The following is a 17,527-nucleotide window of genomic DNA, read 5'->3' as shown; positions in this document are numbered from 1 at the left end:
CGACTAAATCGGCCGCACCAGAACGTGCTTCTTCCTGCCGAACGAGAGCTTCACCACACCTTCCGCGCCCAGGTCCTCAAGCGTCACCACGCGCCGGTCGTCGGTCACCACCTGGTCGTTGAGGCGCACGGCACCGCCCTGGACATGCCGGCGCGCTTCGCCATTGGAGCCGGCGAGCCCGGCGGTGACGAACAGCGACAGGATGCCGATGCCGGCCTCGAGATCAGCCTTGGCGACGTCGATGCTGGGCAGCGTGTCGGCGAGCGCGCCTTCCTCGAAAGTCTTGCGCGCGGTCTCTGCAGCCGTTTCGGCCGCCTCGCGGCCATGCAGCATGGCGGTGATCTCGGTGGCGAGAATCTTCTTCGCCTCGTTGATCTCCGAGCCGCCGAGCTTTTCGAGGCGCGCGACCTCATCCAGCGGCAGCGTCGTGTAGAGCTTCAGGAAGCGCCCGACATCCGCGTCCTCTGTGTTGCGCCAGTACTGCCAGAATTCGTAAGGGGACAGCATGTCGCCATCGAGCCAGACAGCGCCGGAGGCCGACTTGCCCATCTTGGCGCCGGAGGAAGTGGTGAGCAGCGGCGTGGTCATCGCAAACAGCTGCACGCCTTCCATGCGATGACCGAGATCGATGCCGTTGACGATGTTGCCCCACTGGTCGGAGCCGCCCATCTGCAGCCGGCAGCCGACGCGCTTGTAGAGCTCGACGAAGTCGTAAGCCTGCAGGATCATGTAGTTGAATTCGAGGAACGACAGCGACTGCTCGCGGTCGAGCCTGAGCTTCACGGAATCGAAGGCCAGCATGCGGTTTACGGAGAAATGCCGGCCGACATCGCGCAGGAAACTGACGTAGTTGATCTCCATCAGCCAATCGGCATTGTTGACCATCACCGCGTCGCCCGCGCCGCTGCCGAATTTGAGATAAGGCGCGAAATTGCGGCGGATGCCGACGAGATTGCTCTCAATGTCCCCAGGCGTCAGCAGCTTGCGCGCCTCGTCCTTGAAAGAAGGATCGCCGATCATCGAGGTGCCGCCGCCCATCAGCGCGATCGGCCGGTGGCCGGTATGCTGCAGCCAGTGAAGCATCATGATCTGGATCAGCGATCCGGCATGCAGGCTCTTCGCCGTCGCATCGAAGCCGATATAAGCGCTCACCGTTTCCTTGGCGAAAAGCTGGTCGAGGCCGGTTTCATCCGAAATCTGGTGGATGAAGCCGCGCTCGCTCATGATGCGCAGGAAATCGGACTTGAAGGCGGACATCTTATCTTCCCGGAGATCGCACGGCATTTGGCCGAGCTTGACGTGAAGGGGCGCGTTTAGCATCCAAGCGCGATCAGCAAAAGTGGTTTCCGGTTTTGCGTAGGATCGCGCTTCAAGAGGCAAACAGGTGATCAGCAAAAGTGGTTTCCGGTTTGCGTGGGATCGCGCTTCAACGGGCAAATGGGCGATCAGCAAAAGTGGCTTGGGACTTTGCGTGCTATCGCCGCATCCTTGCTTCGCCTCTTTTGCTGGCGTAATGAGGCGCCCGCGCAAGGGCAGCACGCCCCGACGCGCCGCGACGGGGCTATCCCGCAGATCAGATCGGACAAGCTCCCGCGATGAACAGGAACTATCTCCTCCTCTTTCTGTTCAGCATCCTGATGACCGTCAGCGGGCTGGCAAGCCTGCCGCCGATCGACCGCGACGAATCCCGCTTCGTCCAGTCGACCAAGCAGATGGTCGAGACCGGCGACTACATCGACATCCGCCTGCAGGATGTGACGCGCTACAAGAAACCGATCGGCATCTATTGGCTGCAATCGGCGGCCGTCGTATTGAGCGGTGAGGGGGCCGAAGCGCCGATCTGGGTCTATCGGCTGGTTTCGATGCTCGGCATTGCGCTCGCCGTCGTGGGCATCGGCTGGACGGGCACAAAACTCTTCGGCGCCAATGCCGGCCTTGCCGCCGGCCTGATGATAGCCGCCATCTTCGCCACCGCCTTCGAAGGCCGCGACGCCAAGACCGACGCCATGTTGCTCGCCTGCTGCGTGGCCGCGCAAGGCGCGTTGGCGCAGGTCTATCTGGCCGCCCGCCGCAAGGAGCCGATTGCCGGCCACCTCCCATGGATCTTCTGGATCGCGCAGGGACTGGGAATTCTGATCAAGGGTCCGGTCGCTCCGCTGTTGTCGCTGCTGACGGCCGGCGCGCTGTTCGCCTTCGAACGCGACTGGCGCTGGCTTTTGAAGCTGAAGCTGGTGCGCGGCGTCGCAATCGTGCTCGTCATCGTGCTGCCCTGGATCATCCTCATCAGCTGGAAGAGCGGCGGCGCCTTCTTCCAGGAGGCGGTCGGCAAGGACATGCTGAACAAGGTGGCGCAAGGCGAGGAATCGCATGGCCTGCCGCCGGGCTTCTATATGCTCACCTATTCGCTGTTCATGTGGCCTTTCGGCCTGATCGCGGTCGGCGCCGGGCTGCAGGCCATCAACCGCTTCTGGGACGACCCCCGCCTGCGCTTCTGTCTCGCCTGGTACATCCCCTTCTGGCTGGTGTTCGAGGCGATCCCGACCAAGCTGCCGCATTATGTGCTGCCGGCCTATCCCGGCATGGCGCTGCTGATCGGCTGGCTGCTCACCTTGCCGGAAGACAAGGCCAATGCGCCGCTCAAGCGCTGGCAGAACTGGCTGTGGTGGTCGACCGCCTTCGGCGTCGTCGTCGTGTCGATCGGGCTAGCCGCAGTATGCATAGGCGCGCCGCTCTATCTCGCAAAAGCCTTTTCCTGGTGGAGCATTCCGGCGGCAATCGCCGCGCTCGTGACCGGCTATCTGGCTTTCCCGCGCCAATTGCAGGTGCCGCTCGAACGCATCGCGGCGATCGCGATCGGCGCGGGCGTAACGTTCAGCCTGCTGTTCGGCGTGATTGCGCCGTCGCTGAAGCCGATCTGGCTGAGCCCGGCCATCAAGGCAGCCGTCGATGCCAACCGTCCTTGCGACACCACGGTGCTCGCCTCGTCCCCCTATCACGAGCCGAGCCTGGTGTTCCTGGTCGGGACCAAGACCGTGCTGACCGACGTCGATGGCGTGGCAAAGCACCTGCTGGCCGATCCGACCTGTGCGCTGGGACTGGCGCCGGTCAAGGAGGAGCAAAAGCTCAACGAGCTGGTTGCCGGGCAGGGCAAGTCGGCGAAGCGACTGACCGAGATCGACGGGCTCAACTATTCGTCAGGAGACAAGCTGGCGCTCGGCCTTTATCGAGTGGCCCAGTGAGGAATAATGTCGGAGCTCGAAGTTCCCTATAGAGCCATGTCCGCCGTTTCTTTTTACCGCCGTTCGCTCGGCAACTTCCTCGTCACGACGCGCATCGTGCAGCGGCGTTTTGCAGTGCGTCCCGCGCGCTATCCCGAGATTCCCTGGCTCGTCTGGGTCTCTGCATGGCTTCTGCTGGCCATAGCCATTGGCCTCACCCTGGACAGCGCAGCCGGCAGGATGCGCGGCGGGTGGACGCCAGGCTTCGTCCGTTTCACCGACTTCTTAACGGATTTCGGCCTGGGCGGCTGGTATCTCATCCCCGCCGCTCTCTGCCTCGTCGCAGCCAACCTGACGGACTGGCGACGGCTTTCCAGGTCGTCGCGTCTGCTCGTCTACAATTGGACCTGCTTCGCTTTCCTGGTGCTTTGCGCGGTTGGTCTTTCCGGGTTGGCCGTCAACTTACTGAAATACGGCATCGGCCGGGCCCGGCCGCTCTATTTCAACGATTACGGGGTGCTGTCGCTGCATCCCTTCGCCATGGATGCGCGCTTCGCCGGCTTTCCGTCCGGCCATGCCACGACGATGGGGGCGGTGTTCGGCGTCCTCTTGCTGCTGTTTCCAAGGCGCTGGCACATTGCGCTTGCGCTCACGGCCTTGATCGCTTCGACGCGCGTCTTCGTCGGCGCGCATTATCCGAGCGACACAGTGGCCGGCTTTGGGCTCGGCCTAGCCTTTGCGATCGCCGCAGGGTTGGTCTTCGCGCGGCTCGGTTTCATCTTCCGGCGGCCGTCGTCGACCAGACCCGTGCCCAAGCGCACGTTCCGGCTGCTGTCTTCCAGTGGATCCAAGGGTAAAACATCGTTGGCGAGGCGGAGCCGCGAGCAATTGTCGGCTGACCGCCCGTAGAGCTATTTGGTCTCAGGTTAGCCCGAAATCTACCTCAGCCGCTTCGGCCGTGGATCGGCGAGCTCGCCGGCCAGACGCCGGTCGAGGTAATCGGCGCATTCGTCGATCAGCAGTTCGGCGTGGTTGGCGAAGAAATGGTTGGCGCCGGAGATAGTCTTCTGGGTGATGGTTATGCCCTTTTGCGTGTGCAGCTTGTCGACCAGCGTCTGCACGTCCTTGGGCGGCGCCACCTTATCGGCATCGCCATGGATGATGAGGCCGGACGACGGGCAGGGTGCCAGGAACGAAAAATCGTAGGTGTTGGGCTGCGGGGCGACCGAGATGAAGCCCTCGATCTCGGGCCGGCGCATGAGCAGCTGCATGCCGATCCATGAGCCGAAGGAATAGCCCGCGACCCAGCAGCTCTTGGAATCCGGATGCAGCGACTGCACCCAGTCGAGCGCAGCGGCCGCGTCCGACAATTCGCCGGTACCGTGGTCGAACTCGCCCTGGCTGCGGCCGATGCCGCGGAAATTGAAGCGAAGCGTGGTGAAATCGCGCTTCTGGAACATGTAGAAGAGGTCGTAGACGATCTTGTTGTTCATCGTGCCGCCGAATTGCGGGTGCGGATGCAGCACAATGGCGATCGGCGCGCTCTTTTCCTTGGAAGGCTGGTAACGGCCCTCCAGGCGACCAGCCGGACCGGCGAAAATGACCTCAGGCATAAAATACTCCACGTGGCATACGAAGGCGCGAGCCCGGACTCTTCCTTTGGCCCATTCTGTGGCCTTGACGCCGGGCAAGCGTCTTCCTAGAAGCTAGTTTAGAATTGTTCAAAACTGGGTGCCGAGAACGCATTTTCTCGGCCGCCCGCGCCGCAAGCCGGGTAAATAGGACGGCTCGCCTTGCAATTTCAAGGAAATAACGCGCTGTCCTCGCGGAATGGCTGCTGACAGGATCGACTGAAGGAAAATGGCCGCAACTCGCGCCTATCTCGACTACAACGCCAGCGCACCTCTCATGGCAGAGGCGCGGTCGGCGGCGGTCGCGGCGCTCGATGCCGCCAATCCGTCGTCGGTTCACAGCGAGGGCCGCGCGGCGCGGCGGCTGATCGAGGATGCCAGGCGTGACGTGGCAGGGCTGGTCAATGCCAGGCCCGAGCACGTCGTGTTCACCTCCGGCGCGACGGAGGCCGCATCGACGCTGCTTGCTCCCGACTGGCAGATGGGGCGCGGCTCTGTCCGCATCAGCCACCTCTATGTCTCGGCCGCCGATCATCCCTGCATTCTGAATGGCGGGCGGTTCTCGGCGCCGCAGGTGACGAGGATCGGCGTCGATCGAGACGGCATTGCCGATCTCGAGGCGCTGACTACGGCGCTCTCCGCGCATGACAAGGCTGCCGGCCTGCCGCTGGTGGCGATCCATGCCGCCAACAACGAGACGGGGGTGATCCAGCCGATCGGACGCATCGCCGAGATCGTCAAGGAAGCGGGCGGCGTGCTGGTCGTCGATGCCGTGCAGGCGGCAGGACGGATTCCGATCGACATGTCAGCCGGTTATGCCGATTATCTGATCCTTTCCTCGCACAAGATCGGCGGCCCGAAGGGCGTCGGCGCCATCGTCGCCCGGGCCGATCTGATGATGCCGAAGCCGCTGATCAAAGGCGGCGGCCAGGAAAAGGGCCATCGCGCCGGCACGGAGAATCTTCCCGGCATTGCCGGTTTTGGTGCCGCGGCGCGGGCAGCACTCGCCGGCCTGGAAGACATGGAAGCGGTCGCGCGCCGTCGCGACAAGGTCGAAGCCATCGTCCGGGAGCTCGTCCCTGATACGGAAATCTTTGGAGCGGCAGCGCCAAGGCTTGCCAATACGACATTCTTCGCTATTCCCGGCGTCAAGGCCGAGACGGCGCAGATCGCCTTCGATCTCGCCGGTGTTGCGCTGTCGGCCGGTTCCGCCTGCTCGTCGGGGAAAGTCGGGCCAAGCCATGTGCTGAAGGCGATGGGCCACGGCGAGAGCCTTGGCGCATTGCGCGTCTCGATTGGCCGCGCCACCGGCGCCGAGGAAATCGAGGCGTTCCGGGCGGCTCTGGCGGGCATAGCCGCGCGTCGGGCTGGAAAAGAAAAGGCTGCCTGACGGCGGCAGGGCATCGGACAAGAGATCCCGGGCGGCTCTTGAAATCCGGTGCTCGAAAGACGAATTCAGGCCATCCGGCCTGGTAAAGCCGTGCGTTTCGTTTGGACGGGTGAATTTCCGGCCGGAACGCACTATATGGAGCTTACTCCGCAGCCGAGTCCTTCCTGGGGCGCGTTTGTGCGGTGCCATAGTTTGAAAACTGCCGGGCCTTGACCCCGGCGTGGATGGAGAACGCTTATGCCTGCTGTGCAGGAGACGATCGATCGAGTCCGAAAGATCGACGTCGACCAGTATAAATACGGATTCCAGACAGAGATCGAGATGGACAAGGCCCCCAAGGGCCTGAGCGAAGACATCATTCGCTTGATCTCCGAGAAGAAGGGCGAGCCGGACTGGATGCTGGAATGGCGTCTGGGCGCCTATAGGCGCTGGCTGACGCTGGAAGAGCCGACCTGGGCGCGCGTCCACTATCCGAAGATCGACTTCCAGGACATCCACTATTACGCGGCGCCGAAGAGCACGCCGGGACCGAAGTCGCTGGACGAGGTCGATCCCGAATTGCTCAAGGTCTACGAGAAGCTTGGCATTCCTTTGAAGGAGCAGGAGATCCTCGCCGGCGTGCAGAAGACCGACGCTTCGGAGCTGGAGGAGGCCAACGACAACGTCTACAAGTCCGGCCGCGTCGCGGTCGACGCCGTGTTCGATTCCGTGTCGGTCGTCACCACCTTCAAGAAGGAGCTGGCTCAGGCCGGCGTTATCTTCTGCTCGATCTCGGAAGCGATCCGCGAGCACCCTGAGCTGGTGCAGAAATACCTGGGCTCGGTCGTGCCCACTTCCGACAATTTCTACGCCACGCTGAACTCGGCCGTGTTCACCGACGGCTCCTTCGTCTTCGTGCCGAAGGGCGTGCGCTGCCCGATGGAGCTGTCGACCTATTTCCGCATCAACGAGAAGAATACCGGCCAGTTCGAGCGCACGCTGATCATCGCCGAGGAGGGGGCCTATGTGTCCTATCTCGAAGGCTGCACGGCGCCGCAGCGCGACGAGAACCAGCTGCATGCCGCGGTGGTCGAGCTGATTGCGCTCGACGATGCCGAGATCAAATATTCGACGGTGCAGAACTGGTATCCGGGCGACGCCGAGGGCAAGGGCGGCATCTATAATTTCGTCACCAAGCGCGGCGATTGCCGCGGCCATCGTTCGAAGATTTCGTGGACGCAGGTCGAGACCGGCTCGGCGATCACCTGGAAATATCCGAGCTGCATCCTTCGCGGCGACGATTCCAGCGGCGAGTTCTATTCGATCGCGGTGTCGAACGGCTATCAGCAGGTCGACAGCGGCACCAAGATGATCCATCTCGGCAAGAACACGTCGAGCCGCATCATCTCCAAGGGTATTGCCGCCGGCTTCTCGCAGAACACCTATCGCGGCCAAGTCTCGGCGCACCGCAAGGCGACCAACGCCCGCAACTTCACCAACTGCGATTCGCTGCTGATCGGCGACCAGTGCGGCGCGCACACCGTGCCCTACATGGAAGCCAAGAACGCGACGGCGAAGTTCGAGCACGAGGCGACGACGTCGAAGATATCCGAGGACCAGAAGTTCTACGTGATGCAGCGCGGGATTCCCGAGGAAGAGGCGATCGCACTGATCGTCAACGGCTTCGTCAAGGACGTCATCCAACAGCTGCCGATGGAGTTCGCCGTAGAGGCGCAGAAGCTGATCGGGATCTCGCTGGAAGGCAGCGTGGGCTGACTAAATGGAACGGCGCTCCTGGAAATTCTTCGAGCGTATCCAGAGTTTGATAGTCATCGTTCTGATGCTCTTGTTGACGCTGGCTATTGGAGGTGCCGTGGTGGCTTTAATAGGCGCGATATTTGGCTTGAGTTCGGTAAGGAATGTTGGTGGTTCGATTGCGACCCTAGGCGCGGTAGGTTTTTTTGGCTGGATGATCGTTACTGGCGATCTTGCGGGCGCTCTTCTGGGGAAATCTCGTCAAGGACCCGGCGTCGAGGACAACAAGAACACGAAAGTAGAAGATAATGCTTGAGATCAAGAATTTGCATGCCCGCATCGTCGAGGACGGCACGGAGATCATCCGCGGCCTGAACCTGACGGTCAAAGCCGGCGAGGTCGCCGCCATCATGGGCCCGAACGGTTCGGGCAAGTCGACGCTGTCCTACATCCTTGCCGGCCGCGAGGACTACGAGGTCACCGAAGGCGACATCCTCTACAACGGCCAGTCGATCCTCGAAATGGATCCGGCCGAACGTGCCACCGCCGGCATCTTCCTCGCCTTCCAGTATCCGATGGAGATACCGGGCGTCGCGACCATGGAATTCCTGAAAGTCGCGATGAACGAGCAGCGCAAAGCGCGCGGCGAGGAGCCCCTGAAGGTTCCGGAATTCCTGAAGCGCGTGAAGGACGCCGCCGCTTCGCTCAACATGGACATGAACATGCTGAAGCGGCCGCTCAATGTCGGCTTCTCCGGCGGCGAGAAGAAGCGCGCCGAAATCCTGCAGATGAAACTGCTCGAGCCGAAGCTCTGCGTGCTCGACGAGACCGATTCAGGCCTCGACATCGACGCCCTCAAGATCGTCGCCGACGGCGTCAACGCGCTACGCTCGCCGGAGCGCGCGATCGTCGTCATCACCCACTACCAGCGCCTGCTCGAGCACATCGTGCCGGACAGCGTGCACGTGCTCTACAAGGGCCAGGTCATCAAGTCTGGCGACAAGTCGCTGGCGCTCGATCTCGAAACCAACGGCTATGCCGGCGTGATCGGGCAAGCCGCGTGAGATGGGGCCAAGTGAGGCAAGAGCAATGAACATGCACGCACAGCCCCAGCGGACGTTGGCCGAAACGGCGCTGATCGACGCCTTCGGCGAGCGGCTGTCGCTGCTGCCCGGCGACGGCGCAGTGATGGTCAAGCGCGACGACGCGATCGAGGCGATCAAGCACGGCCTGCCGACGCGCCGCGTCGAATCCTGGCACTATACGGACCTGCGCCGGCTGCTGACCTCGGTGCCGGCCTTCGAGGCCAACGGCAATGCAAAGGCGCTCGATCCGGTCCTCGATGGTTCGGCCGCTCTGCCCATGCTGAACGGTGTTTCGAGCGCCAAGGCGCCTGCGATCGAAGGCGTCACGGTGCAGCGCCTGTCGGAGAAGCTCACCGACGGCAGTGTCGCGCCGGGGCTCGATCGCTATGGCGCCGATGACGCAATCGGCGCGCTGAACACGGCCTTCGTCGCCGACGGCTATTTCGTCGACATCGCCGACGGCACCGAGCTGGAAAAGCCGATCGAGCTGCAGAACCTGCAGGGCGGCGGCCAGACGCATGTGCGGCTCCTGGCACGTGTCGGTGCCGGCGCCAAGGCAATCATCGTCGAGCGCCAGACGGGCGAGGGCGGCGAAGCCGCGCTCGTCAGTTCGGTCAGCCAGCTCGTGGTCGGCGACGGTGCCGAGGTGACCTGGCTGATCGTGCAGGAGCAGCCGGACACGGCGACGCACCTTGCTCAGTTCAAGGCGCATATTGGGAAGGACGCGAAGCTGACGCTGTTCGTGATGAACGCCGGCGGCAAGCTGGTGCGCCAGGAAGTCGTGGTCAGGACGACTGGTGAGGGCGCCGATTTCAAGCTGCGCGGCATCAACCTTCTGGCCGGCGACACGCATACCGACACCACCATGGTGCTCGACCATGCCGTGCCGCACACCGCTTCGACCGAAGTGATCCGCAACGTTGTGACCGGCAAGGCGCGGGGTGTCTTCCAGGGTCGCATCAACGTCCACCAATACGCGCAGAAGACCAACGCTAAGATGGCGTGCAACACGCTGCTCCTGTCGGACGAGGGTGAGTTCTCGACCAAGCCGGAACTGGAAATCTTCGCCGACGACGTCGTCTGCGGTCACGGCGCGACGGTCACCGAGATCGACCACAACCATCTGTTCTATTTGATGGCGCGCGGCATTGACGAGAAAGCGGCTCGCGGCCTTCTGGTGAAGGCTTTCGTCGCCGAAGTGATCGAGGAACTGGACGACGAGGAGCTAGTCGATGCGCTCGAAGCGCGGCTCGACGCCTGGTTTTCGACGCACGGATAGCGCTTTCACCTTCTCCTACTTGGGAGAAGGTGAATTGGCGCGGAGCGCCAAGACGGATGAGGGGTGCTGGACGGAGTGAGGCGAAGCCTCGAAAGACCTTGTGATGGACCAGAAGATCGAAACCGCTCCCTACGACGTCGAGGCGATCCGCCGCGACTTCCCGATCCTGTCGCGGCAGGTCTACGGTAGGCCGCTGGTCTATCTCGACAACGGCGCCTCGGCGCAGAAGCCGCAGGTGGTGCTCGACACGATCCAGCACGCCTATTCCCAGGACTACGCCAATGTCCATCGCGGCCTGCATTTTCTGTCGAATGCCGCGACCGATGCTTATGAGAAAGCACGCGAGACGGTACGCCGCTTCCTCAATGCGCCGAGCACCGACAACGTCGTCTTCACCTCCAACACCACCTCGGCGATCAACACGGTCGCCTATGGCTACGGCATGCCGAGGATCGGCGAGGGCGACGAGATCGTGCTCTCGATCATGGAGCACCACTCCAACATCGTGCCCTGGCATTTCATCCGCGAGCGGCAGGGCGCGAAGCTTGTCTGGGTGCCGGTCGACGATCTCGGCGCCTTCCATATCGAGGAATTCGAGAAGCGGCTGACGAACCGCACAAAACTCGTCGCCATCACCCATATGTCGAACGCGCTGGGCACGGTGACGCCGATCAAGGAGATCGTGCGCATCGCGCATTCGCGTGGCATTCCCGTGCTCGTCGACGGCAGCCAGAGCGCCGTGCATATGCCGATCGACGTGCAGGACCTCGATTGCGACTTCTTCGTCTTCACCGGCCACAAGGTTTACGGTCCGTCCGGCATCGGCGTGCTCTTCGGCAAGAAGTACATGCTGGAAGCGATGCGGCCCTTCATGGGTGGCGGCGAAATGATCGAGGAGGTGACGGAAGACATCGTCACCTACAACGAGCCGCCGCACCGTTTCGAGGCCGGCACGCCGCCGATCGTGCAGGCGATCGGGCTGGGCGCCGCGCTCGAATATATGGAAAAGGTCGGCCGCGAGCGCATCGCGGCGCATGAGGCGGACCTCAAGAATTACGCGCACGAGCGGCTGCGCGCCATCAATTCGCTGCGCATCTTCGGCGACGCGCCCGGCAAGGGCGCCATCATCTCGTTCGAATTGCAGGGCATCCACGCCCATGACGTGTCGATGCTTATCGACAGGCAAGGCGTCGCGGTCCGCGCCGGCACGCATTGCGCCCAGCCGCTGTTGAAACGCTTCGGCGTGACCTCCACATGCAGGGCATCGTTCGGCATGTATAACACCAGGGCCGAAGTCGACGCTTTGGCCGATGCGCTGGAAAAGGCGCGAAAGTTCTTCGGATGACGATGATGGACGATGTGACCACCACCGCAGAGACCGCGCCGGAAACGGCCGGTAACGGGCTCGTCTCAGCCTCGGCGATCCCCGCCGACGAGCTGGCGAGGCTGACCGACGATATCGTCTCGGCGCTGAAGACGGTCTACGATCCGGAAATCCCGGCGGACATCTACGAGCTCGGCCTCGTCTACAGGATCGACATCGAGGACGACCGGACGGTCAAGATCGACATGACGCTGACCGCGCCGGGCTGCCCGGTGGCCGGCGAGATGCCGGGCTGGGTCGAGAACGCCGTCGGCGCCGTGGAGGGAATTTCTGGCGTCGAGGTCAACATGGTGTTCGACCCGCCGTGGACACCCGACCGAATGTCGGAAGAGGCGCAGGTCGCGGTCGGGTGGTACTAGCCAGCGTCCCTACTAAGGTTGGCTGGCTTGCAGCAAAGGTGAAACTTCACCATCTTAAAGGCAGACTCATTCCGCGGGCCTTGAACCCGCGCGAACGTGGAGAATGACATGGGACGCTTCGCCGTCATCACGATGACCGTCAAGGCCGCGGACCGCGTGCGTGAGATCGTCGCTACGCGCGACAACGCGCATGGGATCCGTCTTGGCATCAAGAAGGGCGGCTGCGCCGGGATGGAATACACGGTCGATCTGGTCACCGAGCCGAACCCCAAGGACGATCATATCGAGCGCGACGGCGCGCACGTCTATGTCGCGCCGGAAGCGGCGCTTTTCCTGCTCGGAACCGAGATGGATTTCGAGCAGACGACGCTGCGAACCGGCTTCACCTTCAGGAACCCGAACCAGAGCTCGGCCTGCGGCTGCGGCGAATCCGTCGAGCTGAAGCCGGCCGATCTCAAGGCGCTGGCGGAGGTGCGCGCTTCAAGCGCTGCTTAGGTGAGCGCCGAGGCATATCGCTGGCGATGTGCCTGCTGTGACCAGGAGTTCACCGGACTTCCCACCGATATAGCCTTTGGCGCACCGGGGAATCCAGACGCGCTTGACGAGGTAGCTCGGTCGACTTTCCGCAAGAACGACGATTTTTGCGTGGTGAGTTACGCCACGGGGCAAACAGACCGCTTCATTCGTTGCCTGCTGCCCTTGCCGGTACCTCAGTTGTCCGAAGAGTTCTGTTTCGGTGTTTGGATGTCGGTCTCGGAAAGAAGCTGGAATGTCTATCGAGCCATGTATGATAGCGGCCAATATGAGGACGAGCTCTGCTTCGGGTATTTGATGCACGACATTCCTGAGTATCCGAGCTCGATGCGCCTGCATGCCAATGTTGTGTTTCAGCCCGGCAATCTGCGTCCCAGGGTTTTTCTGCATGATGCAGACCGCCCCTTGGTCGCCGCGCAGCGCGAAGGGGTAGATGTGAGGCAGATCGAGCGCTGGGTTGCGCTAACCCATCGCTCTTAGATTCAGGCTTAGTCCATCCACAAGCCGGTGCGCTTGTGCCAGTCGGCGATCGATTCTTCGGGATAGACCTCGAACACCTTGTCGTTCTCGCCGATCGCCGGCTCGACCCAACTCGCCTTGTATTTCAGCATCAGGTGCACCTTTTCCGGCGGCTTCGGCAGGTCGCTGTCGATCGCCGATGCGAAGGGATGGACGAGGTCCGGCCAAGTCGGGTCGTAGAGCCAGAGCGCGGCGCCGCATGTCTTGCAGAAATTGCGCTCGCCGGTCGAGACCTCGCAGTGCGGATGCTCGTCGTCCTCGATCTCAGCGCGGTAGACGCCGAGATTGGGCTTGCCGGTGACCTTGAGCGTTTCGTTGTCGGCGCCGAGATTGATGGCAAAACCGCCGCCGCCCTGCTGCTTGCGGCAGATCGAGCAGTAGCAGAGCATGAACGGCACGGGCGTGTGACTTTCCACCTCGAAGCGGACGGCGCCGCAGCGGCAGGAGCCTTTGAGCAGGACAGGCATGGCGCGAAACTCCATTTCATGTCTCAACCTGTCAGCATGCTGTTGGTTGCTGCGATGACAAGGCCCATGCCGGATGAGATGATTGCGGCATGGACAATGACCGCCTCGAAGAATTGTTCGAGAGCCTGGGGCCGATCAGCATCCGAAAACTGTTCGGCGGCAAGGGCATCTATTGCGACGGCGTCATCGTCGCGGTGGTCGTGCGCGGCGAACTGATGCTGAAGGCCGACGAGGAGACGATCCCCGAATTCGAGGCCGCCGGCTGTAGCCAATGGACCTATACCGGCTCGCGGCACGGCAAGGAGGTGGCGATGCCTTATTGGAGCGTTCCCGACAGTGCCTTCGAAGATCCCGACGAAATGGCGATCTGGGCGCGGCGCGCTTATGAGGCGGGGCGGCGCGCGGGCAGATAAGGCCTATAGCGCCTTCGCGATCTCCGCCGCCAGCCGCGCATTGTTCTCGACCAGCGCGATGTTGGTCTTGAGGCTGCGGCCGCCGGTGAGCTCCAAAATCTTCGACAGGAGGAACGGCGTCACGGCTTTGCCGGTGATGTTCTGCGCTTCGGCCGCCTTCTGCGCGGCCTGGATGTAGCCGTCCATCTCGGCTGCCGGGATCTCGTCGTTCTGCGGCACCGGGTTGGCGACCAGTATGCCGCCGCCCAAGCCCAGCGCCTGCCGCGTGCGGTAGAAATGCGCGATATCTTCAGGCGCATGCAACGTCAGCGGCGCGCGGAAGGGCGATTGCCTGGACCAGAACGCCGGCATGGTCTCGCAGCCATGGCCGATGACCGGCACGCCGCGCGTCTCCAGCACTTCCAGCGTCTTTTCGATGTCGAGGATCGCCTTGGCGCCGGCCGACACGACGATGACCGGCGTGCGCGCCAACTCGTCGAGATCGGCCGAGATGTCAAAACTCTTTTCGGCGCCCTTGTGGACGCCGCCGATGCCGCCGGTGGCGAAGACCTTTATGCCGGCCATGTGCGCGGCGATCATGGTGGCGGCCACGGTGGTGCCGCCGGTGCGCTTTTGGGCGACGGCAAAGCCGATATCGGCACGCGACAGCTTCATGGCGTCGCCGGTCATGGCAAGCGATTCGCGCTCGCCATCGGAAAGGCCAATCTTGATGCCTCCATCGACCACGGCGATCGTCGCCGGCACGGCGCCGCTCTCGGCGATGATCTGCTCGACCTTGGCGGCCATCGCGCCATTGTCGGGGTATGGCATACCGTGGGTAATGATGGTGCTTTCCAGCGCCACCACAGGCCGCCCGGCGGCAAGCGCCTCCGCCACTGGCGGATGAATGTCGATGAAGGGGCGGGCGGTTTCGGGCGTCATGTCCGTTCTCCACTCCGGAGAAAACACTCCGGCAAGATAGTTTGTGGCCCTATGCCACCACCCGTGCCTCGGGCACAAGGGCAAGCGCCTGGCCAAAACTGCCGGCGGTGAAAGACGGTACCGCCTCGGCGCTCTCGATGGCGAGCATCGCCGCGGCAACACCTTCGCGCAGTGCCTTCCGCAAAGGCAGCCCGCGCAGCAGCGCGGCAACCGTTGCTCCGGTCAGGGCGTCGCCGGCGCCGGTTACGTCGGCAACTCGTCGCGGGGCGGGTGGGTCGATGGCGAAGACGCCCGATTGGTCGAAGCCGAGCACCGGAGCACTGCCGGCCGTGATCACGCCTGCCGTCAAGCTCAGCCGCCTGAGTTCCCCGACAAGATCGCGGCCGGAAATATCCGCACCAGCCAGCGCCGCCGCCTCTCGGCGGTTCATGAACAGCAGCGAAAGATTGCCGAGCAGCGGCGCTAGCCGCACCACCTTGGCCGGCGAGATGGCGATGGCGAAAATCGGCCTGTCGCCGGCTTGCGCAACCAGACGCTCGAGGGCCGCCGTTGGCAGGTTCGCGTCGCAGAGGATCGCGTCTGCCTCGGCGATCGCCTCGCGCACCTTGGCGCGGCGGATCTGCTTGGGGAAGGCGAGGTCGTAAAGGCCCATATCGGCAAAGCCGACGATCAGCTCCCCCTCGCTGTCGATCAGCGCAGTGTAGCTCGGCGTCGTGCGGTCGAGGAACACCGCCGAAAGGTCGGCGATGCCGGCCTCGTCGATCGCCGATGCGACGGTCTCACCCGCCGCATCGCCGCCGCGCACCGAAAGCAGCGAGGCCGAGACGCCGCGCTTCACAATGCTGCGCAGCGCGTTGAAGACGCCGCCGCCGACATCCTCGCGCATGATGCCGGGATTGGATGCGGCGGGCACGTAAGGGCCCGAGACCTGGCCGCGCCGGTCGATATGGGCGCCGCCCAGCGCCAGGATATTTGGGGATGTCGGCATGCCGCGGGGGTGACCTCGTTGATTGTTTGCGTGGGCACACTAGGTTTCCGCGCATCGCCCCGCAATCGGGTCTCGATTCGGGCCGCCCGGATAACGAGATCTCGCTTGGATCAGCAGCACTGGCTCACGCCATCTCTAGTGAGACAAAAATAGAACAAATCCAGATATTATTTGTTTTCCAGCCATTTGCTGCCTCTTGCCAGATGAGAACAAAAAAGGTACAAACTGGCAGGGATCACGGATTGTCCGGCCTTCATTGACGACCAAGGGGTGATGTATCATGGCTCAGAATACTTTGCGGCTTGTAGAGGATAAGGCAGTGGACAAATCAAAGGCTCTGGATGCGGCGCTGTCGCAAATCGAGCGCGCTTTCGGCAAGGGCTCGATCATGCGGCTCGGCGCCAATGAGCAGGTGGTCGAGATCGAAACCGTGCCGACGGGATCGCTCGGGCTCGACATCGCGCTCGGCGTCGGCGGGTTGCCGCGCGGCCGCATCATCGAAATCTACGGGCCGGAAAGCTCGGGCAAGACGACGCTGGCGCTGCACACGGTTGCGGAAGCCCAGAAGAAGGGCGGTATCTGCGCCTTCGTCGATGCCGAGCACGCGCTCGATCCGGTCTATGCCCGCAAGCTCGGCGTAGACCTCGAAAACCTCCTGATCTCGCAGCCCGACACGGGTGAGCAGGCGCTGGAGATCTGCGACACGCTGGTGCGCTCCGGCGCCATCGACGTTCTGGTGGTCGATTCGGTGGCGGCACTGACGCCGCGCGCCGAAATCGAGGGCGAGATGGGCGATGCGCTGCCCGGCCTGCAGGCCCGTCTGATGAGCCAGGCGCTGCGCAAGCTGACCGCATCGATCTCGCGCTCCAACACCATGGTCATCTTCATCAACCAGATCCGTATGAAGATCGGCGTCATGTTCGGCTCGCCGGAAACCACGACCGGAGGCAACGCGCTGAAATTCTATGCCTCGGTGCGCCTCGACATCCGCCGCATCGGCTCGGTCAAGGATCGCGACGAAGTGGTCGGCAACCAGACCCGCGTCAAGGTGGTGAAGAACAAGCTGGCTCCGCCCTTCAAGGTGGTCGAGTTCGACATCATGTATGGCGAGGGCGTGTCGAAGACCGGCGAGCTCGTCGATCTCGGGGTCAAGGCCGGCGTGGTCGAGAAGTCGGGCGCCTGGTTCTCCTACAATTCGCAGCGTCTCGGTCAGGGCCGTGAGAACGCCAAGCTTTTCCTGCGCGACAATCCGGACACGGCGCGCGAGATCGAGCTGGCGCTGAGGCAGAATGCCGGGCTGATCGCCGAAAAATTCCTCGAGAACGGCGGCTCCGAAGGCGGTGGTGACGACAGCTTCGAGGACGAGGCTGGCGCGATGTAGGCACTGCCGGAGTTCGGCCATAATCCGGATCCATTATCTAAAGCTGATGTAATCGAGTTCCCTAGGTCCAATCTACATTCAGGATTCTCAACGCGGTTTGGCGTTGATTCATTGCGTTCCGAGGGTTCTGATTCGGAGCGCGACGGATGGCCAAACGGTACGAACTGACGAACGTCCAGTGGGCGCGCATCGCTGCGCTGTTGCCGGGTAAGGCGGGTGATCCG

At 62.9% G+C, this 17,527-nt stretch carries 18 protein-coding genes; 13 read left to right on the top strand and 5 right to left on the bottom strand.

Annotation, left to right across the window (positions count from 1 at the left end):
• Nucleotides 1-3 precede the first annotated feature (3 nt).
• Nucleotides 4-1,257 (bottom strand): tyrosine--tRNA ligase, encoded by a 1,254-nt coding sequence (gene tyrS, locus EOD29_RS26385; RefSeq protein ID WP_095800895.1) that lies wholly within the window; start codon nucleotides 1,255-1,257, stop codon nucleotides 4-6.
• Nucleotides 1,258-1,595: 338 nt separating this feature from the next.
• Between tyrS and EOD29_RS26380 the strand changes: the two genes are divergently transcribed.
• Together EOD29_RS26380 and EOD29_RS26375 are read left to right on the top strand one after the other, a co-directional pair.
• Nucleotides 1,596-3,239 carry a glycosyltransferase family 39 protein gene (locus EOD29_RS26380; protein WP_127248401.1) on the top strand — a complete coding sequence of 548 codons (1,644 nt, stop codon included), beginning with the start codon at nucleotides 1,596-1,598 and terminating at the stop codon, nucleotides 3,237-3,239.
• 6 nt (nucleotides 3,240-3,245) lie between these two features.
• Nucleotides 3,246-4,127, top strand: coding sequence for a phosphatase PAP2 family protein (locus tag EOD29_RS26375; protein WP_206520502.1), 882 nt, complete (start codon nucleotides 3,246-3,248; stop codon nucleotides 4,125-4,127).
• A gap of 29 nt (nucleotides 4,128-4,156) precedes the next feature.
• On the opposite strand, the gene EOD29_RS26370 is transcribed toward EOD29_RS26375, so the two are convergent.
• Nucleotides 4,157-4,831, bottom strand: a complete 675-nt coding sequence (locus EOD29_RS26370; protein WP_066995082.1) for an alpha/beta hydrolase — start codon at nucleotides 4,829-4,831, stop codon at nucleotides 4,157-4,159.
• A 247-nt stretch (nucleotides 4,832-5,078) separates the two neighbouring features.
• Here EOD29_RS26370 and EOD29_RS26365 point away from each other — a divergent pair, with 247 nt between their 5' ends.
• From EOD29_RS26365 to EOD29_RS26325, 9 genes are all read left to right on the top strand, one after another.
• Nucleotides 5,079-6,239 (top strand): cysteine desulfurase family protein, encoded by a 1,161-nt coding sequence (locus EOD29_RS26365; RefSeq protein ID WP_127248400.1) that lies wholly within the window; start codon nucleotides 5,079-5,081, stop codon nucleotides 6,237-6,239.
• A 237-nt stretch (nucleotides 6,240-6,476) separates the two neighbouring features.
• Nucleotides 6,477-7,994 (top strand): Fe-S cluster assembly protein SufB, encoded by a 1,518-nt coding sequence (sufB, locus tag EOD29_RS26360; protein ID WP_067328280.1) that lies wholly within the window; start codon nucleotides 6,477-6,479, stop codon nucleotides 7,992-7,994.
• 4 nt (nucleotides 7,995-7,998) lie between these two features.
• On the top strand, nucleotides 7,999-8,289 hold the full coding sequence (locus EOD29_RS26355) for a hypothetical protein (protein ID WP_095829960.1): 291 nt from the start codon (nucleotides 7,999-8,001) through the stop codon (nucleotides 8,287-8,289).
• Nucleotides 8,282-9,037, top strand: coding sequence for a Fe-S cluster assembly ATPase SufC (gene sufC, locus EOD29_RS26350; protein ID WP_066995090.1), 756 nt, complete (start codon nucleotides 8,282-8,284; stop codon nucleotides 9,035-9,037). The genes EOD29_RS26355 and sufC overlap by 8 nt, the downstream gene beginning before the upstream one ends.
• A gap of 25 nt (nucleotides 9,038-9,062) precedes the next feature.
• Nucleotides 9,063-10,337 (top strand): Fe-S cluster assembly protein SufD, encoded by a 1,275-nt coding sequence (gene sufD / locus EOD29_RS26345; RefSeq protein ID WP_127248399.1) that lies wholly within the window; start codon nucleotides 9,063-9,065, stop codon nucleotides 10,335-10,337.
• 103 nt (nucleotides 10,338-10,440) lie between these two features.
• Nucleotides 10,441-11,682: a cysteine desulfurase gene (locus EOD29_RS26340; protein ID WP_127248398.1), complete on the top strand. Its 1,242-nt coding sequence runs from the start codon at nucleotides 10,441-10,443 to the stop codon at nucleotides 11,680-11,682.
• A gap of 5 nt (nucleotides 11,683-11,687) precedes the next feature.
• Nucleotides 11,688-12,080, top strand: coding sequence for an SUF system Fe-S cluster assembly protein (locus tag EOD29_RS26335; RefSeq protein ID WP_127248397.1), 393 nt, complete (start codon nucleotides 11,688-11,690; stop codon nucleotides 12,078-12,080).
• 108 nt (nucleotides 12,081-12,188) lie between these two features.
• Nucleotides 12,189-12,575: a Fe-S cluster assembly scaffold SufA gene (gene sufA / locus EOD29_RS26330; protein WP_127248396.1), complete on the top strand. Its 387-nt coding sequence runs from the start codon at nucleotides 12,189-12,191 to the stop codon at nucleotides 12,573-12,575.
• On the top strand, nucleotides 12,576-13,094 hold the full coding sequence (locus EOD29_RS26325; protein ID WP_127248395.1) for a DUF2199 domain-containing protein: 519 nt from the start codon (nucleotides 12,576-12,578) through the stop codon (nucleotides 13,092-13,094).
• An 8-nt stretch (nucleotides 13,095-13,102) separates the two neighbouring features.
• Here the strand turns inward: EOD29_RS26325 and EOD29_RS26320 are convergent, their stop codons facing one another.
• Nucleotides 13,103-13,600: a GFA family protein gene (locus tag EOD29_RS26320; RefSeq protein WP_095800892.1), complete on the bottom strand. Its 498-nt coding sequence runs from the start codon at nucleotides 13,598-13,600 to the stop codon at nucleotides 13,103-13,105.
• An 89-nt stretch (nucleotides 13,601-13,689) separates the two neighbouring features.
• On the opposite strand from EOD29_RS26320, the gene EOD29_RS26315 reads away from it, so the two are divergent.
• Nucleotides 13,690-14,013, top strand: a complete 324-nt coding sequence (locus EOD29_RS26315) for a TfoX/Sxy family protein (protein ID WP_127248394.1) — start codon at nucleotides 13,690-13,692, stop codon at nucleotides 14,011-14,013.
• A 3-nt stretch (nucleotides 14,014-14,016) separates the two neighbouring features.
• Here the strand turns inward: EOD29_RS26315 and EOD29_RS26310 are convergent, their stop codons facing one another.
• Entirely contained in the window at nucleotides 14,017-14,934 is a 918-nt protein-coding gene (locus tag EOD29_RS26310) for a pseudouridine-5'-phosphate glycosidase (protein WP_127248393.1), read from the bottom strand.
• A 49-nt stretch (nucleotides 14,935-14,983) separates the two neighbouring features.
• A complete protein-coding gene (locus tag EOD29_RS26305) occupies nucleotides 14,984-15,922 on the bottom strand; it encodes a carbohydrate kinase family protein (RefSeq protein WP_127248392.1) in 939 nt (312 codons plus the stop codon).
• A gap of 280 nt (nucleotides 15,923-16,202) precedes the next feature.
• Between EOD29_RS26305 and recA the strand changes: the two genes are divergently transcribed.
• Nucleotides 16,203-17,303, top strand: a complete 1,101-nt coding sequence (recA, locus tag EOD29_RS26300; RefSeq protein WP_127248391.1) for a recombinase RecA — start codon at nucleotides 16,203-16,205, stop codon at nucleotides 17,301-17,303.
• Nucleotides 17,304-17,527 lie beyond the last annotated feature (224 nt).

This window comes from Mesorhizobium sp. M1A.T.Ca.IN.004.03.1.1, from assembly GCF_003997555.1.
Lineage (GTDB): Bacteria > Pseudomonadota > Alphaproteobacteria > Rhizobiales > Rhizobiaceae > Mesorhizobium.
The sequence above is the reverse complement of the archived record's forward strand: the minus strand, read 5'-3'. Positions and strand labels throughout refer to the sequence as shown.